Consider the following 24,165-nt stretch of genomic DNA (forward strand, 5'->3'; position numbering starts at 1 on the left):
CATCATGATTCTCAGAAAACTCTTCGGCTTCGTCGCGACCGCCGTCATCCTTCTCGTCGCGATCCTGATCGGGCGCTCGCTGTGGGTGCACTACATGGACGATCCCTGGACGCGCGACGGGCGCGTCCGTGCCGAGATCGTCAACGTCGCGCCGGACGTGTCGGGCGCGATCGTCGAGCTGCCGGTGCATGACAACCAGCTCGTGAAAAAAGGCGACCTGATCATGCAGATCGACCCGTCGCACTATCAGATCGCAGTCGAGCAGGCGCAGGCGGCCGTCGCCGCCCGCCGCGCGGAACTGCAGATGCGCCGCGACGACGCGGCCCGTCGTGCCGACCTCGACGCGCTCGTCGTGTCGAAGGAAAACCGAGAGAACGCGGCGCACAGCGCATCGAGCGCCGACGCGCAGTACCAGCAGGCAATCGCCGCGCTCGATGCCGCGAAGCTCAATCTCGAACGCACGCGCGTGGTCGCGCCGGTCGACGGCTACATCACGAACCTGCAGACGTTCAAGGGCAACTACGCGGTGGCCGGCCAGGCGAAGCTCGCGATCGTCGACAGCCATTCGTTCTGGGTCTACGGCTACTTCGAGGAGACCAAGCTGCCGCGCGTGAAGGTCGGCGCACCGGCCGAGATGCGGCTGATGAGCGGCGGCGTGATGAAGGGCCATGTCGAGAGCATCTCGCGCGGCATCTACGATCGCGACAACCCGCAAAGCCGCGACCTCGTCGCGGACGTGAACCCGACCTTCAACTGGGTGCGCCTCGCGCAGCGCGTGCCGGTGCGCATCCGCATCGACGAAGTGCCGGCCGACGTGGTGCTGTCGGCGGGCACGACCTGCACGGTCATCATCGATCCGGACAAGCAGAAGAAGTCGTGACCGCACTCCGGCCGGGCGCCACCGCACCCGGCCGCGTCATTCCCAGAAGAACCGGTAAGGCAGGAACGGCGACGGGCCGAGCCCGTATTCGCCGAGCATGTTGCGCATTCGCATCGCGAAGCCGACGGCGCCGATCAGGGCCAGCGCAACGATGACGTGCCGGCGCCGGATCCCCGGCACGTGCTGTATCGGCACGAACTGACAGCCCATCGCGAACAGCACGAGCCACTGGAAACGCAGCCCCGCATAGCTGACCCGCGCGAGCGCGAAGCTCGCGATCTCGCAAACGAACAGGAACACGAGCGTGCGCGGCATGCGCGCCAGCAGCACCCAGCCGGCAGCGAGCGTCAGCATCGCAAGGCCGAGCGGTGCGCCGCCCGATGTCTGCGCGGGCGGCGTGAACGCCGCATACAGGCCGACCTTCGCGAGCAGCGCGTCGTGATGCATCGCGAACAGCACGCCGCCGATCGCGACCGCCAGCCCCGCATAGCGCAGCAGGCGCAACCGTCGGATCTGCAGCAGCACGACAAGCAGCGCCGCCGACACGTGCATGCTGGTCGCCGCGGCAGCGAACGCGAACGACGCGCCGTGCCGCCTGCGCGCCCACGCGTCCGAAGCAAGCTTCGCGACACAGAACGCGACGCCGTAGCGCACGCCGCTCATCGCCATGTCGTAGAAGAACAGCGGAAAGATCAGCGTGGCGAACACACATGCGTCCTCGGCGCTCCGGCCGAACGCGGCCACGCACGCGACAACGACCAGCAGCGACAGGATCGCCATCGCGATGTGCGGATCGTGCCCGAGCCACCCAAGCGCGCGCACGAGCCAGACGAAGCCCGGTTCGAGCGTGCGCGGCACGACCTTCAGGTTGCCGCTCCAGATGCCGGTAATGATGTCGTGGTAGATCGCCGTGTCGGTGCCCGTCCGGCCCCGCAGCACGGCGAACGCGGCGGCCGGCGCGATGCCCGCCGCGAGCCATCGCCACGCGGCCGTACGCGTGCGCATTCCGATCGCGGCGGACGCGAGCATCCACACGTATCCCGTCAGGTAAATCGTCATCGTCATTGTTACGACCCGCTCGGCGTGCGGTCGCCCCGGAGTCGGTGCGACCGTGCCCGCGGATCTGGCCCCCAGCTATGTGGAGGCGCATTGTAAGGGATTGCGTGCGGGCCGACTGCACGGACTGTCACCGATCGACAGCAGCCCGCCAGCCTGCGCGTCGCCCACGGACGGCTCGCGACGGCGTGGGACGAAGCGACGCTCAGGCCGCGATGCGAAAGCGTCCGACCAGCGACTTGAGGGCCTGCGCCTGCTCGTCGAGCGCGTTCGCTGCTGCGGCTGCCTGTTCGACGAGCGCCGCGTTCTGCTGCGTGCCCGCATCCATCTGCGTGACGGCGCGGCCGATCTCGTCGATTCCCGCGCTCTGCTCGTCCGACGCCGCGGAGATCTCGCCGATGATGTCGGTCACGCGCTTGACCGCCCGCACCACGTCGTTCATCGTGCGGCCCGCGTCGTGCGCGAGCGCCGCGCCGTTCGCGACGCGCTCGACCGACGCGCCGATCAGCGCACGGATCTCCTTCGCCGCGGTCGCCGCGCGCTGCGCGAGCAGCCGCACCTCGCCCGCGACCACCGAAAAACCGCGTCCCTGCTCACCCGCGCGCGCCGCCTCGACCGCGGCGTTCAACGCGAGAATGTTGGTCTGGAACGCGATCCCCTCGATCGTGCCGATGATGTCGCGAATGTTCTTCGCGCTGTCGTCGATCTCGCTCATCGTCGCGACCACACGCCCGACGACTTCGCCGCCCGCCTCCGCGACGGCCGACGCATTGGCCGCGAGCGTGCTCGCTTGCCGCGCGTTCTCGGCATTCTGCCGCACCGTCGACGTGAGTTCCTCCATGCTGGCCGCGGTGCGCTCCAGCGCGACGGCCTGCTGCTCGGTGCGCCGCGACAGGTCGAGGTTACCGGTCGAGATCTCGCCGGACGCGGCCGCGATCGCCTCGGCGCTAACGGCGATCTCGCCGACGGTCGCCGCGAGCCCGGTCTGCATGTCGGACAGCGCACGCACCATGCTGTCGCGGTCGTGCCGGCCGAGCGGTATATGCCGTGTGAGGTCGCCGCGCGCGATGTCGGCGGCGATCGCCTTCGCCTCCGCGGGCTCGCCGCCGAGCTGCGACGCGAGGCGGCGCACGACCCCTTCGGCAATCGCGATCGCCAGCACGATCAGCGCGGCCGTCATCGCCGCGATCATCGCGAACGACGACGAGAAGATCGTTGCGGACGCATCGAGCGTCGCCTTCGACTTCGCGCCGCGCGTCTTCACCAGCATCGCGACGAGCTTCTCGAGCTTGCCGGTCTCGACCAGCAGCGACACGTCCTGCGTGCCGACTTGCCAGTTCATCTGCGACAGGTCGAGCGGCTGCGCCTGCACGAGCGCGACGAAATCGCGCAGATGGCCGCTCCACGTGCCGACCGCCATCGAGAACGCGCGCAGTCGCGCGGAATCGTCCGCATCGGACGGATCCGCGTATCGCTGCAGCGTCGCGAGCGCCTGGCCGATCGACGCGAGCCCCGCGCCAACCTCGGCGCCCAGGTCGTCGCGCTCCTTCGCGGTGGTCGCGGTCAGCAGCATCTTCTGCGCGCGGCTCGCGCGCAGCACCTCGGCGCGCACCTCCTCCGCCGCCCGGCTCGCGACGTGCCCCTGCTCATAGACCGACGCAATCGACGCGTTCAGCCGGCTGATCTGCCACAACGAAAACACGCCGATCGCGAGCGTGCCGGCCAGCAGGATCGCGAAGGCCGCGCGCAACGTCGCCTTGACCGTCCACGACCGGCGTTCGCGCCCGGCTGAGCGCGCGCGCCATGCGGCGGGCCTGACGGCTGCGTCGGATGCGGCGGCGGCCGCAACCGGCCGCGGATGCAATGAAGCTGCTTTCATCGATATTTCCCCGTATTGATCATGCCGCCGGAAAGGTCGGTTCCGGCGGCCGGCATTGCCGCGATGGCCCGCCATGCCGCGCGCCCTGCGCTCGCCCGGCTCGTGGCCGGTGCCGCACGTGGCGCACTCGTGATGTCGCTGCGTCGTTCTACGGCCGCCATCGGCGCGCCTTGAGTCCGGGCAAACACCAACCCGGTCCCGCGCGGCCCGATGAAAGGCGGACCCGCCGCAGCGTCGCAGCGTTATACCTGGCCAAAAAACGCGTCATGGCCGAATCGTCACAGCAATGTCCGAATCGCGACAAAACTTGTCCTGACATTCTCGATGCGCCACATTAGACTTCTTTGACGCAACAACGATTCGAACGCGCCGATCCCCATCAGAGCGCGTCCCGCCACCTCAACTCGCTCAGCTCACATGGAAACCAGCCTCGATACGGGCGCCGGCGCAACAGCCGCAGCCCAGCCGTCTGCCCCACCCGCTCCGCGTACCGTTTACCCCGTGCTCGGCGCGATCAGCTTCTCGCACATGCTCAACGACATGATCCAGTCGTTGATCCTCGCGATCTACCCGATGCTCAAGAGCCAGTTCGCGCTGTCGTTCGCGCAGATCGGCCTGATCACGCTGACCTACCAGATCACCGCGTCGCTGCTGCAGCCGCTTGTCGGCCTGTACACGGACAAGCGGCCGAAACCGTATTCGCTGCCGGTCGGGATGGGCTTCACCCTCGCGGGGCTGCTGCTGATGTCGGCCGCGCAGAACTTCCCGACACTGCTGGCGGCGGCGGCGCTGGTCGGCTGCGGCTCATCGGTGTTCCATCCGGAATCGTCGCGCGTCGCGCGGATGGCATCGGGCGGTCAGCACGGGCTCGCGCAGTCGCTGTTCCAGGTCGGCGGCAACGCAGGTTCGGCACTCGGGCCGCTGCTCGCCGCGCTGGTGATCATTCCGCACGGCCAGCACAGCATTGCGTGGTTCTCGGCGGCCGCGCTCGTCGCGATGGTCGTCCTCACGCAGATCGGCCACTGGTACAAGAAGCATCCGTCGATGAAGAAGAAGGCCGCGGCGGCCGGCCATCCGACACTGTCGCAGGGCCGCGTGCTCGCCGCGATCGGCGTGCTGGTGCTGCTGGTCTTCTCGAAGTACTTCTACCTCGCAAGCATCAACAGCTATTTCACGTTCTACCTGATCGACAAGTTCCACCTGTCGGTGCAGGCCGCGCAGATCCACCTGTTCGTGTTCCTCGCGGCAGTCGCGGCCGGCACGCTGATCGGCGGCCCGGTTGGCGACCGGATCGGCCGCAAGTACGTGATCTGGGTGTCGATCCTCGGTGTCGCGCCGTTCACGCTGCTGCTGCCGTACGCGAACCTGTTCTGGACAAGCGTGCTGAGCGTGATCATCGGCGTCGTGCTGGCGTCGGCGTTCGCCGCGATCCTCGTCTATGCGACGGAGCTGATGCCCGGCAAGGTCGGGATGGTCGCGGGCCTGTTCTTCGGCTTCGCGTTCGGCCTGGGCGGCGTGGGTGCCGCCGTGCTCGGCCAGCTCGCGGATGCGACGAGCATCACGTTCGTCTACAAGGTGTGCTCGTTCCTGCCGCTGATCGGCGTGCTGACGGTGTTCCTGCCGAACCTCGAAAGCAGCCGGCGCAAGAAGACGTGACGAACCGGGCGCGGCATGTGTGCCGCGGCCGGCCGACCGATTCGAAGGGAAAGTGCGACGGCGGCTTCAGGCCGCCGTCGTCGCATGCAGCGAAAGGAAACGCTTGAGGATGCCGGACGAATAGCTGCTCGCGATCGCCGACAGGAAATGCGAGAACGACTGCGTCGCGTGATCGTCGGCCGTATCGGAGATCGTGCGCACGATGGCGAACGGCACGTCGTGCTCGGCGCACACCTGCGCGATCGCCGCACCTTCCATCTCGACCGCGAGCGCGTCCGGCAGCGCGTCGCGCAGCGCGACGACTTCCCGCTCGCTCGACACGAAGCGGTCGCCGCTGATGATCAGCCCGCCGTGCAACGTCGCACCCGCCAGCCCGAAACGCTCGGCGAACCGCGCGCCCTCCTCGGCGACGAACAGCGTGCACGCGGCCTTCAGACGAGCCGTCAGCGCCGCATCGGTCGCGAACCGCGTGATGCCGAGCAGCGGCACCTCGTAGCGCGGAAACAGCGGCGACGCATCGAGATCGTGCTGCAGCAGCAGATCGGCGACGACGACGTCGCCGACGCGTACCGTGCGCGACACGCCGCCGGCGACGCCGGTGAATACGATGCCGGACACGCCGAACACATGAATCAGTGCGCTGACCGTCGCGGCGGCCGCAACCTTGCCGACCCGCGCGAGCGTGACGACGCAGGCCGCGCCGTGCACGGTGCCGACGTGATAATCGCGGCGACCGAGCGTGATCGTCTTCATCACGCCTTCGGCACGCATCGCGGCGATCAGGTCGCCGAGTTCCTCGGGCAGCGCTGCCAGAATGCCGAGCGGGCGCGTCGAAACCGTTTCAGTCATGGCGATGCTCATCATTCCACCGCCTGCAGTTTCGCGACCGCCAGCGCGAGCCACTTCTCGCCGTGCCGTTTGAACTTCACCTGCGCCTTCGCATCGGCGCCGTTGCCTTCGAGCGCAGTGACCGTCCCCTCGCCGAACTTGGTATGGAATACCTGCTGGCCGATGCGGAAGCCGGTGTCGGCCGCGCGCTGCTTGTTCGCGAACGCCGGCAGCGGCGCGGAGACCGCCGCGTCGACGACCTGCTCGCGACTGCCGCCGCCCGGCCGCGCGAACCAGTCGCGCCCCCAGCCGGCGTTGTCCGAGCGGCCGCCCCAGCGCGAACCCGCCTCGACCTTCGGCGTGAGCCACTTCAGCACGTGCTCCGGCAATTCGTCGAAAAAGCGCGAGCGCACGTTGTATCGCGTCTGGCCGTGCAGCATCCGGCTCTGCGCGAACGACAGGTAGAGCCGCTCCTTCGCGCGCGTGATCGCGACGTACATCAGCCGCCGCTCTTCCTCGAGACCATCCGATTCGAGCACGCTGTTCTCGTGCGGGAACAGCCCTTCCTCGAGGCCGGTGATGAACACGGCCGAGAATTCGAGACCCTTCGCCGCGTGCACCGTCATCAACTGCACCGCGTCCTGGCCGGCCTGCGCCTGGTTGTCGCCGGCCTCCAGCGACGCGTGCGACAGGAAGCCCGCGAGCGGCGTCATCGTGTCGGGGTTCTGCGCGGGGTCGCCGAGCGGCGCCGGATCGAGCACGTCGACTGTCGGATCGTCCACGTCCACGCCAAGCTCCGGCGCCGCGATCGCGCCCGCGCGCAGCGGAATCGAGCGGGCCGGCGCATCGAGCCCGTAGCCTTCCTCGCTGACGAACGCGGTGGCCGCGTTCACGAGTTCCTGCAAGTTCTCGAGGCGGTCCTGGCCTTCGCGCTCGCCCTGGTAGAAATCGGCGAGGCCACTCGCGCGCACGACGTATTCGACCGTTTCCGGCAGGCTCATCTGCTGCGTCTCGGCGCGCATCTTCGCGACCAGGTTCGCGAACGCGCCGAGGCTCGTGCCGGCCTTGCCGGTGACGTACGGGATCGCCGCGGCCATCGAGCAGTCGTACAGGCGCGCGGCGTCCGCGAGCTGCTCGATCGAGCGCGCGCCGATCCCGCGCGTCGGGAAATTCACGACGCGCACGAACGCGGTGTCGTCGTTCGGGTTGTCGATCAGGCGCAGGTACGCGAGCGCGTGCTTCACTTCCTGGCGCTCGAAGAAGCGCAGGCCGCCGTACACGCGATACGGGATGCCCGACGTCATCAGCGTGTGCTCGATCGCACGCGACTGCGCATTGCTGCGATACAGGACGGCCACCTCGCTGCGCGACATCCCGGTGTTGATCAGCGAGCGGATCTCCTCGACGATCCAGCCGGCTTCTTGCGCATCGGTGCTCGCCTCGTACACGCGCACGGGCTCGCCATGGCCAGCGTCGGTGCGCAGGTTCTTGCCGAGGCGATGCGAGTTGTTCGAGATCAGCTGGTTCGCCGCGTCGAGGATGTTGCCGTGCGACCGGTAGTTCTGCTCGAGCTTGATCAGGTTGCGCACGCGGAATTCGTCTTCGAAGTCGCGCATGTTGCCGACGTTCGCACCGCGGAACGCGTAGATAGACTGGTCGTCGTCGCCGACAGCGAAGATCGCGTTTTCGCCGCCCGCGAGCATCTTGAGCCACGCGTACTGCAGCTTGTTGGTGTCCTGGAACTCGTCGACGAGAATATGCTTGAAGCGCGCCTGGTAGTGCGCGCGCAGCGGCGCGTTGTACGCGAGCAGCTCGTAGCAGCGCAGCAGCAGCTCGGGGAAGTCGACGACGCCCTCGCGCTGGCACTGCTGGTCGTACGCCTGGTAGAGCTCGACGAACTTGCGGTTGAAGTTGTCGGACGCGTCGACCTTGTCGGGACGCAGCCCCTGCTCCTTCGCGTTGTTGATGAAGTACTGGACGTTCTTCGGCGGATATTTTTCGTCGTCGACATTCGCCGCCTTCATCAGCCGCTTGATCGCGGACAACTGGTCGGCCGTGTCGAGGATCTGGAAGGTCTGCGGCAGGCCGGCGTCGCGCCAGTGCGTGCGCAGCATCCGGTTGCACAGCCCGTGGAACGTGCCGATCCACATGCCGCGCGTGTCGATCGGCATCATCGCCGACAGCCGCGCCATCATTTCGCGCGCGGCCTTGTTCGTGAAGGTGACGGCAAGCACGGTGGCCGGCGACGCGTAGCCCTGCTGAATCAGCCACGCGATGCGCGTGATCAGCACGCGGGTCTTGCCGCTGCCCGCCCCCGCGAGGATCAGCGCCGGTTCGTTCGGCAGCGTGACGGCGGCGTATTGTTCAGGGTTCAGATTGGCGAGCAGATCGGGCATGGAGCGGCAGCGGACGTGCGAGAAAAGTGCGGACCCGCCATTATAAGTCGGCCGCGCGATGCCGTTTTCGATCCGTTCCGCCGCATGCCGTCGCCCGCGTTGCGGCGCCCCTGCGACCTGCCCGCGCGGGCCAGCGATGGCTGGCCGATGTGCATCCATTTATAATTGTCAGATTCGGCATCCAATTCACGCATTTTTCGGCAGATTTCCACCATGAGCGACAACACGCTTGCGAAGAGTTTCGAGCCCCGCACCATCGAGTCCCAATGGGGGCCGGAGTGGGAAAAGCGCGGCTATGCGGCCCCGGCCTTCGATCCGGCCCGCCCCGATTTCTCGATCCAGTTGCCGCCGCCGAACGTGACGGGCACGCTGCACATGGGCCACGCGTTCAACCAGACGATCATGGACGGCCTCACCCGCTACCACCGGATGCTCGGCGAGAACACACTGTGGCTGCCCGGCACCGACCACGCGGGGATCGCGACCCAGATCGTCGTCGAGCGCCAGCTCGACGCACAGGGCGTGTCGCGACACGACCTCGGCCGTGAGAAGTTCGTCGAGCGCGTGTGGGAATGGAAGGAAAAATCCGGTTCGACGATCACCGGCCAGGTGCGCCGCCTCGGCGCGTCGCCCGACTGGTCGCGCGAATACTTCACGATGGACGACAAGATGTCGGCCGCCGTGCGCGACGTGTTCGTCACGCTCTACGAACAGGGCCTGATCTACCGCGGCAAGCGCCTCGTTAACTGGGATCCGGTGCTGCTCACCGCGGTGTCGGATCTCGAGGTCGCGAGCGAAGAGGAAAACGGCCACCTGTGGCACATCCGCTACCCGCTCGTCGACGGTTCGGGCTCGCTGACCGTCGCGACGACGCGTCCCGAGACGATGCTCGGCGACGTCGCGCTGATGGTCCATCCGGAGGACGAACGCTACGCGCACCTGATCGGCAAGCTCGTCACGCTGCCGCTGACGGGCCGCGAGATCCCGGTGATCGCCGACGACTACGTCGACCGCGAGTTCGGCACGGGGGTCGTGAAGGTCACGCCCGCGCACGACTTCAACGACTACCAGGTCGGCCTGCGCCACAACCTCACGCCGATCGAGATCCTGACGCTCGACGCCAAGATCAACGACAACGGCCCCGAGCAGTATCGCGGCCTCGACCGCTTCGACGCGCGCAAGGCGATCGTCGCCGACCTCGATGCGGAAGGCTTCCTCGACTCCGTGAAGCCGCACAAGCTGATGGTGCCGCGCGGCGACCGCACGGGCGTCGTGATCGAGCCGATGCTGACCGACCAGTGGTTCGTCGCGATGACGAAGCCGGCGCCGGAAGGCACGTTCAACCCGGGCAAGTCGATCACCGAAACGTCGCTCGACGTCGTGCGCAACGGCCAGATCAAGTTCGTGCCGGAAAACTGGACGACCACCTACTACCAGTGGCTCGAGAACATCCAGGACTGGTGCATCTCGCGCCAGCTGTGGTGGGGCCACCAGATTCCCGCATGGTACGGCGAGAACGGCGAGGTGTTCGTCGCACGCAACGAGGAAGACGCGCGCGCGAAGGCCGCCGCGCAGGGCTACACGGGCGCGCTGAAGCGCGATGAAGACGTGCTCGACACGTGGTTCTCGTCGGCGCTCGTGCCGTTCTCGTCGCTCGGCTGGCCGAACGAAACGCCTGAACTGAAGCACTTCCTGCCGTCGTCGGTGCTCGTCACGGGTTTCGACATCATCTTCTTCTGGGTCGCCCGGATGGTGATGATGACGACGCACTTCACCGGCAAGGTGCCGTTCCACACCGTCTACGTGCACGGCCTCGTGCGCGACGCGGAAGGCCAGAAGATGTCGAAGAGCAAGGGCAACACGCTCGACCCGATCGACATCGTCGACGGCATCGACCTCGAAACGCTGGTCGCGAAGCGCACGACGGGCCTGATGAACCCGAAACAGGCCGCCACCATCGAGAAGAAGACGCGCAAGGAATTCCCGGACGGCATCGCCGCGTTCGGCACCGACGCGCTGCGCTTCACGATGGCGTCGATGGCGACGCTCGGCCGCAACGTGAATTTCGACCTCGCGCGCTGCGAAGGCTATCGCAACTTCTGCAACAAGCTGTGGAACGCCACGCGCTTCGTGCTGATGAACTGCGAAGGCCACGACTGCGGCGCCGACAAGCCGGAAGTGTGCGGCGCGGGCGACTGCGGCCCCGGCGGCTACCTCGACTTCTCGGCGGCCGACCGCTGGATCGTGTCGCTCCTGCAGCGCACCGAGGCCGACATCGCGAAGGGCTTCGCCGACTACCGCTTCGACAACATCGCCACCAGCATCTACAAGTTCGTGTGGGACGAGTACTGCGACTGGTACCTCGAACTCGCGAAGGTGCAGATCCAGAACGGCACGCCGGAACAGCAGCGCGCGACGCGCCGCACACTGCTGCGCGTGCTGGAAACGGTGCTGCGCCTCGCGCACCCGATCATTCCGTTCATCACCGAAGCGCTCTGGCAGAAGGTCGCGCCGCTCGCCGGCCGTTATCCGCAAGGCAAGGCCGAGGGCGAAGCGTCGCTGATGACGCAGGCGTATCCGATTGCGAACCTGCAGAAGATCGACGAGGCATCGGAGCAATGGGCGGCCGACCTGAAAGCGATCGTCGACGCGTGCCGCAACCTGCGCGGCGAGATGAACCTGTCGCCGGCGACCAAGGTGCCGCTGCTCGCGGCCGGCGATGCCGAGCGCCTGCGCTCGTTCGCGCCGTACGTCCAGGCCCTCGCCCGCCTGTCGGAAGTGCAGATCCTGGCCGACGAAGCGACGCTCGACCAGGCGGCGCACGGCGCGCCGATCGCGATCGTGGGCCCGAACAAGCTGGTGCTGAAGGTGGAAATCGACGTCGCGGCCGAACGCGAGCGCCTGTCGAAGGAAATCGCGCGTCTGACGGGCGAAATCGCGAAGTGCAACGCGAAGCTCGGCAACGAGGCGTTCGTCGCGAAAGCGCCGCCGGCCGTGGTCGAACAGGAGCAGAAGCGCGTCGCGGAATTCCAGAGCACGCTGGAAAAACTGCGCGCTCAGCTCGATCGGTTGCCTGCGTAACAAACAGTAAGGTCGTTTGCGTTCACTATAATCGGAACGTGAACATAGACTGTCTGACAAGTCGATTACAGGAATAAAGGTTCGATCATGTTGAAAGTCACCAAGGCGGTATTCCCCGTTGCCGGTCTCGGCACGCGGTTCCTCCCGGCAACGAAGGCGAGCCCGAAGGAAATGCTGCCCGTCGTCGACAAGCCGCTGATCCAGTACGCCGTCGAGGAAGCGATCGCCGCAGGCATCACCGAGATGATCTTCGTGACCGGGCGCAGCAAGCGCGCGATCGAGGATCACTTCGACAAGTCGTACGAAGTCGAGGCCGAACTCGAGGCGCGCGGCAAGGAGAAACTGCTCGAACTCGTGCGCAGCATCAAGCCGAGCCACGTCGACTGCTTCTACGTGCGCCAGCCGGAAGCACTCGGCCTCGGCCATGCGGTGCTGTGCGCGGAGAAGCTCGTCGCCGACAACCCGTTCGCGGTGATCCTCGCCGACGACCTGCTCGACGGCAACCCGCCCGTGATGAAGCAGATGGTCGATGTGTTCGACCACTATCACAGCTCGGTGATCGGCGTGGAAGAGATCCCGCCGTCGGAGACGAAGTCGTACGGCATCGTCGACGGCAAGGAATGGGAAGAGTCGATCGTCAAGATGTCGGCGATCGTCGAGAAGCCGGCGCCGGAAGTCGCGCCGTCGAACCTCGGCGTGGTCGGCCGCTACATCCTGAAGCCGCGGATCTTCCAACACCTGCGCGCGCTGAAGCCGGGTGCGGGCGGCGAGTTGCAGCTCACCGACGCGATCCAGGCGCTGCTCGCCGATGAACAGGTGCTGGCGTACAAGTACCAGGGCACGCGCTACGACTGCGGCAGCAAGCTCGGCTACCTGAAGGCGACGGTCGAATTCGCGCTGCGCCACCCGGAAGTCGGCGCAGAGTTCGACGCGTACCTGCGCGCGCGCGGCAACGGGCACCCGGCTGCCTGAACGCGGCACGGGCCGGCCTCGCCTGCGCGGCGGGCCCGCCCTCACCTCACGGCCGGCGCGTCAGCGCATGGCGGCCGACTTCACCGAGACGACGCTTGGCATTGCGCCCGCGTCGTCTTTTTTCGTCTTCACGAGCCAACCGTCGCCCTGCTCGAACGGCAGCTTCGCGAGCGCGCTCTTCACGAGCGTCGGCGCGGCCCGCTGCGTGCCCGCATCGCGATCGCGCATCGACGCCGACACGCGATAGACGTCGGCGCCCGACTTCGCGTCGACGAAACGCAGCGTCAGCACGTGGCGGTACACCTTGCCGGCGAACGGCAGCGCTAACGGTGCCGGCCCGTCGACGGTCACGCACGCGCTGCTTGCCGCGCCGCACTGGTCGGCCGTCGCCGCGACCGACGCCGGCTGCGTCGCGTACGCGATCGACAGCCGGTAGCGCGCGGCCTGGCCGGGCTGCGCGTTGAAGCCGCGGTGCGCGAGTTCGTCGCGCACGAGCGTCTCGATCTGCCGGTATTCGGCGTCGTCCGCCTGCGCGGCCGTGCGAACGAAATCGTAGTCGTGCGCCCCGGATTCGAACGCGGTCGGCTGCCCGAGCGCGCTCACGCCGGTCGTGACGCCGGCGCAACCCGTCAACAGCGCCACCGCCACCGCGGTCGCTGCCCATTCCTTTCTCATGACTTCCCCCAAATGCCTGCCGTCGTGCCCGGCCCTGTCAGGCGGACGGCTCGTCGATCGCGGGCAGCGACACCGTCACCGCGGTGCCGACACCCACTTCGCTGTCGACCGTCACGCTGCCGCCGTGGCGCGTGACGACCGTCTTCACGAATGCCATGCCGAGCCCCGAGCCCGAGATTTCAGGCCGCTCGCCCGCATGGAATCGCTTGAAACGCTCGAACAGATGCCGCTGATCTTCCGGCGCAATGCCGTACCCCTGATCGCGAATCGTACAGAACATCCGCTTCGACGCATGCTCGACCGTCAGCGTACACGTGATCACCGTGTCGGACGGACTGTATTTGACCGCATTGTTCAGCAAGTTGACGAACGCGCGCGTGATCAGCGAGCGGTCGGCACGCGCCCAGCACATGTCGGTGCCGACGTCGGTCTCGATGCGGATGCGCTTCGCCTGCGCCTGCGGCCAGACTTCGTCGCTCGCGTCGATCAGCACGTCGACGAGACTGGTCGGTTCGAGCTGATATGCCTGCGACTCCGCGCGCGCCAGCTGCACGAACTCGTCGGCCAGTGACAGCGCGCGGTGCGCATATCGCTCGATCCGCGCGAGCAGCCCGCGCATCGCGTCGGTTTCGACGCGATCGCGCTCGATCTCGACGAGCGCGAGGATCGACGACTGCGGCGAGCGCATGTCGTGCGACAGCAGGTGCAGCGCCTCCTCGCGCTGCCGCTCGGCCGCGTGCAGTTCGGTCACGTCGACGAGGCCGGCGATCCAGCCCGTCACGTGGCCCTGCGCATTCGTACACGGGGCGTAGCGTAACAGATGGTCGAGCCCGTCGCGATCGCGCACCTCGATGCCGCGCGCCATCGCTTCGTCTTCGGCCCCGAGCGTCGGGTCGAGCGCGGCCGGCCAGTGTTCGCGGATCGTGACGTCGTGTTCGGCGTTGCCGTCGACGGTCTTCATGAAGGTCAGCTCGCCGAGCGCGGCGCGCAGCGGCCGCCCTTCCGGCAGCGGCAGCGCGAGGCGTTCCCCGTAGCGCTTCGCCGCATGGTTCGCGATCAGCACGGTCCCTGCCAGGTCGGTGACGAAGATCGGCTCCGGCATGCTGTCGAGGCTGTCCCACACGAAGCGCTTCATGTCCTGGACGCGCTGCGCGGCCTGCGCCATCAACGCCATCTGCCGTTCGAGCACGTCGCCGCCGACGCTGCGCGTGCGCGGCGCCTCGGGCAGCAGGTGCGGCTCGTCGGCCAGCCGCTGCAGCTCGCGGCGCAGGTACGACATCGTCATTTCCAGGCGCCGCCAGTTCCAGATCGGGTAGACGGCGATCAGCCCGAAGATCGCCGGCGCGGGCGACAGCCACACGCGCGCCTCGAACAGCAGCGCCAGGCTCGCGACGACGGACAGCGCGGCCAGGCTCAGCGTCAGCAGCAGCGCGCGCCACGGCGACAGCATCAGGAATCCGCCCAGCAGCACGGCGAGCGGCAGCAGCGATGCGGCGAAGAGCCAGATACGAGACGCGGGCAGGATCGCGCTGCCGGTGGTCAGCATGTCGAGCACGTTCGCATGAATGTACACGCCGGCGAGCGGGCCGAAGTCACCCGACACCGGGGTCGCGAAGCGGTCGTAGAGGCCCGATGCGGTCACGCCGACGACAACGATCTTGCCGCGCAGCGCGTCGGGTTTCACGCGCCCTTCGAGCACGTCGTCGAACGACAGCGTCGGATAGGCGGGTGTGTTGCGGCTGAACGGGATCAGGTAGCGGCCCTCGCCGGTCGCGTCGCGCGACAGGTCGTGCGCATTCGCGCCGGGCACACCGCCGACCGGATGCAGCCGGCCGGCCTGGATCGCACGATAGACGGGCACCATCAGTTGCGGCCAGCGCACGCGTCCGTCGCTTTCGAACAGCGCGACGCTGCGCACGATACCGTCGGGGTCGACTTCGAGATTGATGTGGCCAAGCCCCGTCGTGCGTGCCGACAGCTCGGCCACCGGCGGATCGATGGTGCGCGTGCCGTCCGCCTGCTCGGGACTCAGCAAGACAGGCAGGAAGGTCGGCACACGGGTCATTGCGTCCGCGAACGCGCGATCTTCCGGCGACGGCTCGGTAAACAGCACGTCGTAGACGACGGCAGCCGGCTGCGCACGCGCCAGCGTGTCGAGCAGCCGCGCGTGCACGCTGCGCGGCCACGGCCAGCGACCGAGTGCGGACACGCTCTGGTTGTCGATGTCGACGACGACGACATCGGGCGACAACGGCAGGCTGCGCAGCATCAGCAGCCGGTCGTAGATGAGCCCGTCGACGCTGGACGAGAACCGGCCGAACGCGCACGTGAGGATTACCGCGATCCCGAGGCAGCCGATCGCGATCCACTCGATCAGAAAGCGGCGGCCGAGGCGCCGCCGCGGGGAAACGGAGTCGGTTTTCATGCGCCGCGGGTCAGCGCGACAACGTGAACGCGCTGACCGGACTCGTCTTCTGATAGAACTTGCCGCCGTCGAACTCCTCGACCGTCACCGCCCAGTAGTAGTCGCCGGGCGGCAGGTGCGAAACCGTGATCCTGCGCGCCTGCAGGCCCATCTGGTCGACGACCGGCGCGCTCAGGTCCTTCGAGCGCGACAGTACGAACCGATAACGCGCATCCTTGCTCGCGCCGTTCGGCGACCAGCGGAACTCATAGCCGTTCGGGCCGGGCGACGCCGTCGCGTCGAGCCCCATCAGGCGCCGCTCGAACGCGTAAATGTGCGGCATGCCTTCGAGACCGTTGTCGTCAATCGCGGCAATCCGGACAAAGTACGTACCGTTCGGCACCTCGCGGAACACCGCACGCGACGAGACCGTACGCGTTTCGCTGAACAGCTCGAGCATGCCCGCGTCGCGCGCGAGCTGCAGGTGATAGGCATGCGCACGCTCGAGCGGCGCGATGTCGAAGGTGAGGTCGGACTCGTCCTGCACCTTGTCGGGATGCATGAGCGCGGGCGCCGGCAGCAGTGGCACGGGGGCGCCGACCGCGCCGGATGACGTCGAGACGCTGCCGAAGTTCGCATGCACGAGCGTCGGGTCGGCCGACTGCTGCTTGCCCGCGACGCCGACGGTGCCGTCGAGCACCTCGACGCGCGTCGCCGCGTTGCCGGCGGCGTCGTAGTTCACGCGGAACCGCGTGCCGCGCACGCCGGCCACGACCGACGGCGAGCGGATCTGGAAGCGGTCGTCGCGCTTCTTCAGATGCGTGACCTCGCTGTCGACCGAGCCGCGCGTGAGTTCGAATTCGCGATCGAGCGTGCCGGTCAGCACGGTGCGGCGCAAGGTCTTCAGGTCGAGCTGACTGTCGGGCGGCAGGCTCATGTGCGTGCCATCGGCCAGTTCAAGCGTCAGGAAGCCGTTCGCGCCCGTGCGCACGCGGTCGCCCTCGGTGAGCGTCGCATCGCTCACGAGCGGCGCGTAAGCGGCGCCGGACGCGCGCTCGGCCGTGCCCTGCACTGCGACGACGCGCGCGGTCAGCTTTTCCTTGCGCAAGCGCGCGACGGGCAGCTTCAGCACAACGCCCGGCTGCAGGCGCTTCGGCGCGGGCACGCCGTTGATCTGCTGCAGGAGTTGCCAGTCGTCCGGCCCCTGCAGGTAGCGCGCGGCGACGTCGTACAGCGTGTCGCCGGCATGCGTGCGGTAGACGACCGTCTTGCCCACGGCAGCGGGCGGCTGCGCAACGGCCTGCTGTGCCGCGAACGCGAACGCAACCGCGACCGCGCACGCCGCGTGCAGTGCCGCCGTGCGCAAGCGCGCCGTGCGCTGCGTGATTCGCTGGGTCACTCCGGTTCTCCCTGGCCGACCCGCTCGAGCCGGTAGCCGTAGCCGTAGATCGGCGCGAGGCGATAGCCGTTTTCCGGCCGCAGGCCGAGCTTCGTGCGCAGCATCGAGATGTGCGTGTCCATCGTGCGCGACGGAATGTCGGTCGCCTGCTTCCACACGAGATCGAGAATGTGCGCGCGCGACAGCGGTCGGTCGAGGTGCTGGAACAGCAGCAGCGCGAGCTCGAATTCCTTCTGCGTGAGGCTCACGGCCTTGTCGCCGACGTACGCCTGCTTCAGGTTCACGTCGAAGCGGAACTGGTCGAACTCGCGAACGGTCGCCTCCGCGTTGACCGGATACGCGCGCCGCAGCAGCGAGCCGATGCGCGCGCGCAGGATCGGGCCCGACACGGGCTTGACCACGTAATCGTCGGCGCCGGCATTGAGGATCTGCGTGATCCCCGCCTCGTCGTCGCGGCTCGTCATGAAGATGATCGGCAGGCTGTGCTCGGTCTGGTTCGCACGCACCCACTTGAGCACTTCCTCGCCGGACATGTCCGGCACATTCCAGTCGAGCACGAGCAGATCGAACGTCTCGCGCTGCAGACGCTTCTTCAGGGCCTTGCCTTCCTTGAACGCATAGCATGTGTGGCCGGCGGCCGTCAGCGTTTGACTGACGAAATCCGTCTGGGCCGGATCGTCATCCAGTACAGCAATTCTCATAGCACCCCGCAAATCGAAATCGATTCGTCCAGTTCAGCTCCCCGCGCTCACCCCGCGCAGCCGCCGACGCCGGCCGGCGAGCCGTCGTTTGCCGAGCGCGCAACCTGCGCGACACGGCACCCCGGCAAAATATCTCGAAAACGGGGCACGGACGAACCGGCGATTTCACCATAGTAGTATGAAATTCGCCAAGAAATTGCGCGAACTACGGTCCTTTATTCGAATAATCCTTCCCGTCGCGCGATCGCGCGCCTAGTCGGGGCCCGCCTTGCCGGCCACCGGCTCGGACAGATCGTCGGTCGACAGGCGCCGCAGCCGCGCGGCCGGGAGATCTTCCGGCTGCCGCAGCAGCCGCTCCAGCTGGCCGCGCACGCGCTCCCACGCCGGCGCCGCGTAGTCGGGCTGGCTCGCCGCCCACGTCTGCGCGATATCGAACACGCGCTCGACCGTTGCGCCGCAATATGTGAAGCCTGCGCCGTCGTCCTGCGCGGCGCCGCGCAGCCTTTCATCGAGCGATTCGGCCAGCCACGGCATCTCGGCCGCCGCCGAATCGGCGTACGCTTCCAGCGCGGCACGCGCGTGGCGATCCCGTTCCGGGTCGAGCTCGATCCGGCTCAACCCCGCCGCGCGTGCGGGCGCGATGCATTCCGCTGCGGACGGACTTCGAATGGTCCCTGGTCTGAAGGACATGTCCTCTCCCCGTTTGTACGACGGTAGCGTCAGGCATGGCCCCCGTGCCAGCCTCATGTGACGTACCGTGGCCGGCGCATCCATCCGAGACGGACGACCGGCCGGGTCAGTATACGCAGCCGGCCGTGTGACGAGGTTTAAGAATTGTCAGAGGTGCAGAGGCGCGGCCAGGCCGCAACGCGCGCTGCCCGTGCGGGTGCCGCAAGCGGCGCGTGATGCGGACCGTCAGCGGCGGCGCATCAGGAATACGAACGTCTTGTCCTGGGTCGTCACTTCGACGATCTCGTTGCCCGTCTGCTTCGCGAACGCGGCGAAATCGCGCTGCGAGCCCGGATCGGTCGCGAGCACCTTGAGGATCTGCCCACTCTCCATATCGGCGAGCGCTTTCTTGGCGCGCAGGATCGGCAACGGGCAATTGAGCCCGCGCGCATCCACTTCCTTGTGAATCTGCATCGGCTGTCGACCTTCGAATGACGCGCCACACGGGCGCGGGAGGAAACAGCGATTTTACCGCAGCGCCCCCCTGCCCGCGCGGCCGGCGCCCGGCCATGCGACGCGGCGCGCCCGCCCTCGCGAGCCCTCGCCCGTCAGGCGCCCGTGAAACCGCCCGCGAGCCGCTCGCGCAGGTGCCGCACGAGCGCGCGCACGGCACTCGGCACGACCGGGCTGTACGGCCGGATCGCGAAGATGTGGTCGCCGAACGCGCCCGACGGTCGCCAGCCATCGAGCAGCGCGACGAGCCGGCCGGCGTCGAGATCGCGCCGCGCGCTGAAATCCGGCAGCAGCGCGATGCCGAGCCCGCCGAGCGCGGCCTCGCGCATCGCCTCGCTGTTGTTCGCCGCAAAGCTGCCGCGCACGGGCACGCTCACGCGCTGGCGCCGGCGGCCGTCCGGCTCGAAGCTCCAGGCCGCCGGTTCGTTGTCGCGCAGGTAGCACAGGCAGCTGTGGTCGACGAGTTCGCTCGGGTGGCGCGGCGTGCCGCGCGCGTCGAGGTAGTCTCGGCTCGCGACGAGCAACGAACGCGTGTCGCACAGCTTCCACGCGACGTGGGTTTGCGGCGCGATCGTCGTATGGCGGATCGCGAGGTCAAAACCCTCCTGCGTCAGCGAATGCAGCCGGTCGGACAGGTCGAGTTCGATATGCACGCCCGGATGCTGCCGCAGGAAATCGGGCAAGTGCGGCACGACCTGCTGGCGCCCCAGCGCGACGGGCACCGTCACGCGCAGCAGCCCGCGCGGTTCGCCGGCCAGGTCCTTCACGCGCGCGAAGTGCTGGCCGATCGATTCGAACGCGTCGCGCGTGCTGTCGACCAGCGTCTGCCCCGCGTCGGTGAGCCGAACGCTGCGCGTCGTGCGCCGCACCAGCGGCACGCCGGCCGCCTTCTCGAGATCGGCGATGCGCTGGCTCATCGCGGCCTTGCTGATGCCGAGCCGCTGCGCAGCGGCCGTGAAACTGCCTGCCGCCGCCAGCACGGTCAGCGAATGGATATGCGGCCAGAGCGCCTGGACATTTTGCTGATTCATTCACCGATTATTCAGAATTCTGAACAGTGAATCAAGCTGCGCGGCCTTCTCCCGCCCCGCCGCTTTGCCTAGACTAGGTTCCGTCCACCCCCATCCTCTGGAGACACGATGAACCCGGTTCCCGCCTACACGTCCGACGCCGACGTCGGCCACTATGTCGACGGCGCGCCCGTTGCCGGCCGCAGCGGCCGCTTCCAGGACGTCCTCAATCCGGCGCTCGGCCGCGCAGTGCGCCGCGTCGCGCTCGCCGGCGACGACGAGGTGCAGAAAGCCGTCGCGTCCGCCCACGCCGCGTTCCCGGCCTGGGCCGAGACGCCGCCGATCCGCCGCGCACGCGTGCTGCACCGCTTCCTGCAGTTGATGAATGAACACCGCGACGCGCTCGCCGCGATCATCACGGCCGAGCACGGCAAGGTGTTCTCCGACGCGCAGGGCGAAGTCGCGCGCGGCATCGACATCATCGAATTCGCATGCGGCGTGCCGCAGCTTCTGAAGGGCGACTTCACCGATCAGGTCAGCACCGGCATCGACAACTGGACGATGCGCCAGCCGCTCGGCGTTGTCGCCGGGATCACGCCGTTCAACTTCCCCTGCATGGTGCCGTGCTGGATGTTCCCGGTCGCGCTCGCGACGGGCAACACGTTCGTGCTGAAGCCGAGCGAACGCGACCCGTCGGCGGCGCTGTTCATGGCCGACCTGCTGACGCAGGCCGGCCTGCCCGCCGGCGTGTTCAACGTCGTGCAGGGCAACAAGGACGTGGTCGACGCGCTGCTCGACCATCCGGATGTGCAAGCCGTCAGCTTCGTCGGCTCGACGCCGATCGCGGCCTACGTGCAGCAGCGTGCGGTTCAGTCGGGCAAGCGCGTGCAGGCGCTCGGCGGCGCGAAGAACCACCTCGTCGTGATGCCCGACGCGAACATCGAGCAGGCGGTCGACGCGCTGATCGGCGCCGCGTACGGCTCGGCGGGCGAACGCTGCATGGCGATCAGCGTCGCGGTGCTGGTCGGCGACGTGGCCGACAAGATCGTGCCGGCGGTCGCCGAGCTCGCGCGCAAGCTGGTGATCGGCGACGGGATGTCGCCGGAAGTCGAGATGGGCCCGATCGTCACCGGCGAAGCGCTGAAGCGCATCGAAGGCTATATCGAGCAAGGCGTGAGCGAAGGCGCGCAACTGGTGGTCGACGGGCGCGGGCTGCGCGTGCCGGGCCGCGAGGCAGGCTTCTTCACCGGCGGCACGCTGTTCGATCATGTGACGCCCGACATGCGCATCTACAAGGAAGAAATCTTCGGGCCCGTGCTCGGCTGCGTGCGCGTGAAGGACTTCGGCGAAGCGGTCGACCTGATCAACGCGCACGAGTTCGGCAATGGCGTGTCGTGCTTCACGAGCGACGGCGGCATCGCGCGCGAATTCGCGCGGCGCATCCAGGTCGGCATGGTCGGCATCAACGTGCCGATTCCGGTGCCGATGGCATGGCACGGCTTCGGCGGCTGGAAGAAGAGCCTGTTCGGCGACATGCATGCATACGGCGAGGAAGGCGTGCGCTTCTACACGCGCCAGAAGTCGGTGATGCAGCGCTGGTCATCGAGCATCGGCAAGGGTGCCGAGTTCGCGATGCCGACCGCGAAGTAAGCGCGATGGGTATGCCGCCCGCCGGATGTGCCCACGGGCGGCAGGCATGCGGAAGGCCGGTGTCAGCCGGCCTTCGTGCCGTGCGCTCCGTCGGCGGTCGGCAGGTACGACAGCTCGAGCCGGTATGCGAGCGCCACGAACAGGCTCTGCGCGAGGCCCATCGTCGCGGTCAGCGCACGGAACCCGAACGTCGCGCTGTCCTGCACCATCAGCGTCACCTCGGCATCCCGCGCCAGCGGGCTCATCCGGCTGTCGGTGATCGCGATCAGGCGCGCGCCGCGCTGCACGGCCTGCTGCGCGACCTGCACCGTCTCTTCCGCGTACGGCATGAACGAGATCACGATCATCACGTCGCCTTCGCGCACCGACCGGATCTGCCCGAGATGCATGCTGCCGAGCGCGCTGAACAGGCCGATGCGCTTGTCGGTGTGCTGCAGCGCGTAGTCGAGATAGACGGCGATCGGAAACGCGCGGCGCGAGCCGGCGATCCAGATTGCCTGCGTGTCGGCGAGCAGGTCGACGGCCTGCGCGAGCGCCTGCGGGTCGAGCGTCTGCCGCAGCTGCTGCATCCCGGCAATGCTGCCCTTGATGAATTCGTCGGCGATCTGCTCGGGCTGCAGGCTCGACGAGCCCGATTCGATGACGTCGCGCAATCGCAGGTTGTACGCGCGGCCCGGCGCGATCTGCTGGGCCAGGCCCTCGCGGAACAATCGCTGCATCTCGGAGAAGCCGGAAAAGCCGAAATGCTTCGCGAACCGCACGACGGCCGACGGCTGGACCCCACACGCCTCCGCGAGCGACTGGATGCCTTCCAGGCCAAGCTGATCCCGATTCGTTTCCACGTGACGCGCGATCACCTTCAGGCGATTGCTGAGGCCGTCGTACTCCTGCGTCAGATGCTGCAGGAACTGCTCGACGGTGGCGGGAGGTTTCTCGGATGAACTCATCGGATAGCGCGAAATTGACGGCCCCGATGCGCGCGCGATACCGACGCACGCCGCCCGGGACTCACCTGTACACATGCATGAAGGGCGAATTTAATCACGTTTGCGGCACGGACCGCGCCGCACGCTCGCTCCCACGCGCTCGATCATCACCTGCACACGCTCCACGGCTTGGCTGGAAACGATTTTCCAACGTGCTTGCCCCGGCGTAAAGACTAGGGCGTTCACCGACGCCGACGCCGGCATCGCCCCTCCATCGCTCAACGATAGTCGACCCACACGCCGCCCGCATCGGCGGAGCGCACGCAGTTCTCGACCCATCGCACGCCCTCGACACCCGCGCGGACGTCCGGAAAATGGATGCCCTCCAACGCCTGCCCGTCGCCGCGATCGGCGGCGTCCATCGCGAGCGCGAAGCGCGCGTACAGGTTCGACCACGCTTCGAACAGCCCTTCCGGATGCCCGGCGCCGATGCGATCCTCGCGCAATGCCTGCGGATGCAGATACCCCATTCCGCGATCGAGCACCTGCGCGGGCTGCCCCTGGATTTCGTAGCGCAACTGGTTCGGATGCTCGTCCCACCATTCGACGCTCGCCTTCGACCCGATCACGCGCACCTTCTGTCCGTGCATCGACCCCGCGTTCACCGCGCTCGACCAGACGTAGCCGATCGCGCCGGTGTCGTATTCCATGATCGTGAACGCGTTGTCCTCGAGCGGCGCGCGGCTCTTCACGAAGCTCTGCCTCGAACACATCAGCCGCTTGATCTTCAGTTCCGGCGCCATCACTTCCGAGATGTACAGCGGATGCGTGCCGATGTCGCCGAGCACGTAGCTCGGGCCCGCGAACTTCGGGTCGACGCGCCAGCGTGCAGCCGCGCTCGCGGCCTCGACGCCCTCGCTGTGGAAGCCGTGCGCGAACTGCATCTGCACGATGCGGATCTCGCCGAGATCGCCGCGCGCGATCATCTCGCGCGCTTGCTCGATCATCTGGTGTCCGGAATAACCGTACGCGACGCCGACGATGCGATTCTTCTCGACCGACAGCCGCTGCAGCGCCTCGGCCTCCTCGGTCGTGAAGCACAGCGGCTTCTCGCAGACAACGTGCAGCCCAGCGCTCAGCGCCGCGCGGCAGATCTCGAAGTGCGTGTTGTTCGGCGTCGCGATCGACACCGCGCGGATGCCATCGGCGCGCTTCGCCTCGGCTTCGAACATCGTCCGGTAGTCGGAATAGCAGCGTTGCGCGTCGACACCGAGCTTCACGCCGAATTGCCGGCCTCGCTCGGCATCGATGTCGAACGCGCCGGCGACCAGTTGGAAACTGCCGTCGCGCAACGCGGCCGATCGGTGGCTGTAGCCGATCTGGCTGCCGAGGCCGCCGCCGACCATGCCCCAGGGAATCGAATGCCCGAGCAGAATCTGTCCGTCAATCATGATGGTGGTGTTCCTGGTA

At 67.6% G+C, this 24,165-nt stretch carries 18 protein-coding genes; 5 read left to right on the forward strand and 13 right to left on the reverse strand.

Features of this window, described 5'->3' with window-relative positions; translation table 11 throughout:
- Window positions 1-4 precede the first annotated feature (4 nt).
- On the forward strand, window positions 5-880 hold the full coding sequence (locus DIE11_RS19805) for an HlyD family secretion protein (RefSeq protein ID WP_047900486.1): 876 nt from the start codon (window positions 5-7) through the stop codon (window positions 878-880).
- Window positions 881-916: 36 nt separating this feature from the next.
- On the opposite strand, the gene DIE11_RS19810 is transcribed toward DIE11_RS19805, so the two are convergent.
- Window positions 917-1,945 carry an EpsG family protein gene (locus tag DIE11_RS19810; RefSeq protein ID WP_124626499.1) on the reverse strand — a complete coding sequence of 343 codons (1,029 nt, stop codon included), beginning with the start codon at window positions 1,943-1,945 and terminating at the stop codon, window positions 917-919.
- Window positions 1,946-2,141: 196 nt separating this feature from the next.
- Entirely contained in the window at window positions 2,142-3,815 is a 1,674-nt protein-coding gene (locus tag DIE11_RS19815; RefSeq protein ID WP_124626501.1) for a methyl-accepting chemotaxis protein, read from the reverse strand.
- Window positions 3,816-4,232: 417 nt separating this feature from the next.
- Between DIE11_RS19815 and DIE11_RS19820 the strand changes: the two genes are divergently transcribed.
- Window positions 4,233-5,471: an MFS transporter gene (locus tag DIE11_RS19820; RefSeq protein WP_059606563.1), complete on the forward strand. Its 1,239-nt coding sequence runs from the start codon at window positions 4,233-4,235 to the stop codon at window positions 5,469-5,471.
- Window positions 5,472-5,537: 66 nt separating this feature from the next.
- On the opposite strand, the gene DIE11_RS19825 is transcribed toward DIE11_RS19820, so the two are convergent.
- Window positions 5,538-6,335 carry a 5'-methylthioadenosine/adenosylhomocysteine nucleosidase gene (locus DIE11_RS19825; protein ID WP_124626503.1) on the reverse strand — a complete coding sequence of 266 codons (798 nt, stop codon included), beginning with the start codon at window positions 6,333-6,335 and terminating at the stop codon, window positions 5,538-5,540.
- Window positions 6,332-8,695 (reverse strand): UvrD-helicase domain-containing protein, encoded by a 2,364-nt coding sequence (locus DIE11_RS19830; RefSeq protein WP_124626505.1) that lies wholly within the window; start codon window positions 8,693-8,695, stop codon window positions 6,332-6,334. Before DIE11_RS19830 ends, DIE11_RS19825 begins: the two co-directional genes overlap by 4 nt.
- Window positions 8,696-8,908: 213 nt before the next feature.
- Between DIE11_RS19830 and DIE11_RS19835 the strand changes: the two genes are divergently transcribed.
- The gene (locus DIE11_RS19835; protein ID WP_124626506.1) at window positions 8,909-11,776 is read left to right on the forward strand and encodes a valine--tRNA ligase; all 2,868 of its coding nucleotides are present in this window, start codon (window positions 8,909-8,911) and stop codon (window positions 11,774-11,776) included.
- Window positions 11,777-11,863: 87 nt separating this feature from the next.
- Complete coding sequence (galU, locus tag DIE11_RS19840; RefSeq protein WP_059606556.1) at window positions 11,864-12,748, forward strand: UTP--glucose-1-phosphate uridylyltransferase GalU; 885 nt, start codon at window positions 11,864-11,866, stop codon at window positions 12,746-12,748.
- A gap of 60 nt (window positions 12,749-12,808) precedes the next feature.
- On the opposite strand, the gene DIE11_RS19845 is transcribed toward galU, so the two are convergent.
- From DIE11_RS19845 to DIE11_RS19875, 7 genes are all read right to left on the reverse strand, one after another.
- Window positions 12,809-13,423, reverse strand: a complete 615-nt coding sequence (locus tag DIE11_RS19845; protein WP_124626508.1) for a DUF4136 domain-containing protein — start codon at window positions 13,421-13,423, stop codon at window positions 12,809-12,811.
- A gap of 37 nt (window positions 13,424-13,460) precedes the next feature.
- On the reverse strand, window positions 13,461-15,848 hold the full coding sequence (locus tag DIE11_RS19850; RefSeq protein ID WP_124626510.1) for a CHASE2 domain-containing protein: 2,388 nt from the start codon (window positions 15,846-15,848) through the stop codon (window positions 13,461-13,463).
- 10 nt (window positions 15,849-15,858) lie between these two features.
- Window positions 15,859-17,226: a FecR domain-containing protein gene (locus tag DIE11_RS19855; RefSeq protein WP_124626512.1), complete on the reverse strand. Its 1,368-nt coding sequence runs from the start codon at window positions 17,224-17,226 to the stop codon at window positions 15,859-15,861.
- Entirely contained in the window at window positions 17,223-17,927 is a 705-nt protein-coding gene (locus tag DIE11_RS19860; protein ID WP_006402120.1) for a response regulator transcription factor, read from the reverse strand. Before DIE11_RS19860 ends, DIE11_RS19855 begins: the two co-directional genes overlap by 4 nt.
- 252 nt (window positions 17,928-18,179) lie before the next feature.
- Window positions 18,180-18,617, reverse strand: coding sequence for a peptidase (locus tag DIE11_RS19865; RefSeq protein ID WP_124626514.1), 438 nt, complete (start codon window positions 18,615-18,617; stop codon window positions 18,180-18,182).
- A 225-nt stretch (window positions 18,618-18,842) separates the two neighbouring features.
- Entirely contained in the window at window positions 18,843-19,070 is a 228-nt protein-coding gene (locus DIE11_RS19870) for a sulfurtransferase TusA family protein (RefSeq protein ID WP_006753156.1), read from the reverse strand.
- 134 nt (window positions 19,071-19,204) lie between these two features.
- A complete protein-coding gene (locus tag DIE11_RS19875) occupies window positions 19,205-20,140 on the reverse strand; it encodes a LysR family transcriptional regulator (protein ID WP_059606543.1) in 936 nt (311 codons plus the stop codon).
- A gap of 108 nt (window positions 20,141-20,248) precedes the next feature.
- On the opposite strand from DIE11_RS19875, the gene DIE11_RS19880 reads away from it, so the two are divergent.
- Window positions 20,249-21,769 (forward strand): CoA-acylating methylmalonate-semialdehyde dehydrogenase, encoded by a 1,521-nt coding sequence (locus DIE11_RS19880; RefSeq protein ID WP_124626516.1) that lies wholly within the window; start codon window positions 20,249-20,251, stop codon window positions 21,767-21,769.
- A 62-nt stretch (window positions 21,770-21,831) separates the two neighbouring features.
- On the opposite strand, the gene DIE11_RS19885 is transcribed toward DIE11_RS19880, so the two are convergent.
- Entirely contained in the window at window positions 21,832-22,716 is an 885-nt protein-coding gene (locus DIE11_RS19885) for a MurR/RpiR family transcriptional regulator (protein ID WP_124626518.1), read from the reverse strand.
- Between the two features lie 257 nt (window positions 22,717-22,973).
- The gene (locus DIE11_RS19890; protein ID WP_124626520.1) at window positions 22,974-24,146 is read right to left on the reverse strand and encodes a Gfo/Idh/MocA family protein; all 1,173 of its coding nucleotides are present in this window, start codon (window positions 24,144-24,146) and stop codon (window positions 22,974-22,976) included.
- Between the last annotated feature and the right edge of the window lie 19 nt (window positions 24,147-24,165).

It is taken from the genome of Burkholderia sp. Bp9012 (assembly GCF_003853825.1).
Lineage (GTDB): Bacteria > Pseudomonadota > Gammaproteobacteria > Burkholderiales > Burkholderiaceae > Burkholderia > Burkholderia diffusa.

What these genes read in the sequence shown, in the direction of transcription:
- DIE11_RS19805 (WP_047900486.1), top strand. Translation starts at nt 5, where the DNA reads ATGATTCTCAGAAAACTCTTCGGCTTCGTCGCGACCGCCGTCATCCTT.
- DIE11_RS19810 (WP_124626499.1), bottom strand. Translation starts at nt 1,945, where the DNA reads ATGACGATGACGATTTACCTGACGGGATACGTGTGGATGCTCGCGTCC.
- DIE11_RS19815 (WP_124626501.1), bottom strand. Translation starts at nt 3,815, where the DNA reads ATGAAAGCAGCTTCATTGCATCCGCGGCCGGTTGCGGCCGCCGCCGCA.
- DIE11_RS19820 (WP_059606563.1), top strand. Translation starts at nt 4,233, where the DNA reads ATGGAAACCAGCCTCGATACGGGCGCCGGCGCAACAGCCGCAGCCCAG.
- DIE11_RS19825 (WP_124626503.1), bottom strand. Translation starts at nt 6,335, where the DNA reads ATGATGAGCATCGCCATGACTGAAACGGTTTCGACGCGCCCGCTCGGC.
- DIE11_RS19830 (WP_124626505.1), bottom strand. Translation starts at nt 8,695, where the DNA reads ATGCCCGATCTGCTCGCCAATCTGAACCCTGAACAATACGCCGCCGTC.
- DIE11_RS19835 (WP_124626506.1), top strand. Translation starts at nt 8,909, where the DNA reads ATGAGCGACAACACGCTTGCGAAGAGTTTCGAGCCCCGCACCATCGAG.
- galU (WP_059606556.1), top strand. Translation starts at nt 11,864, where the DNA reads ATGTTGAAAGTCACCAAGGCGGTATTCCCCGTTGCCGGTCTCGGCACG.
- DIE11_RS19845 (WP_124626508.1), bottom strand. Translation starts at nt 13,423, where the DNA reads ATGAGAAAGGAATGGGCAGCGACCGCGGTGGCGGTGGCGCTGTTGACG.
- DIE11_RS19850 (WP_124626510.1), bottom strand. Translation starts at nt 15,848, where the DNA reads ATGAAAACCGACTCCGTTTCCCCGCGGCGGCGCCTCGGCCGCCGCTTT.
- DIE11_RS19860 (WP_006402120.1), bottom strand. Translation starts at nt 17,927, where the DNA reads ATGAGAATTGCTGTACTGGATGACGATCCGGCCCAGACGGATTTCGTC.
- DIE11_RS19865 (WP_124626514.1), bottom strand. Translation starts at nt 18,617, where the DNA reads ATGTCCTTCAGACCAGGGACCATTCGAAGTCCGTCCGCAGCGGAATGC.
- DIE11_RS19870 (WP_006753156.1), bottom strand. Translation starts at nt 19,070, where the DNA reads ATGCAGATTCACAAGGAAGTGGATGCGCGCGGGCTCAATTGCCCGTTG.
- DIE11_RS19875 (WP_059606543.1), bottom strand. Translation starts at nt 20,140, where the DNA reads ATGAATCAGCAAAATGTCCAGGCGCTCTGGCCGCATATCCATTCGCTG.
- DIE11_RS19880 (WP_124626516.1), top strand. Translation starts at nt 20,249, where the DNA reads ATGAACCCGGTTCCCGCCTACACGTCCGACGCCGACGTCGGCCACTAT.
- DIE11_RS19885 (WP_124626518.1), bottom strand. Translation starts at nt 22,716, where the DNA reads ATGAGTTCATCCGAGAAACCTCCCGCCACCGTCGAGCAGTTCCTGCAG.
- DIE11_RS19890 (WP_124626520.1), bottom strand. Translation starts at nt 24,146, where the DNA reads ATGATTGACGGACAGATTCTGCTCGGGCATTCGATTCCCTGGGGCATG.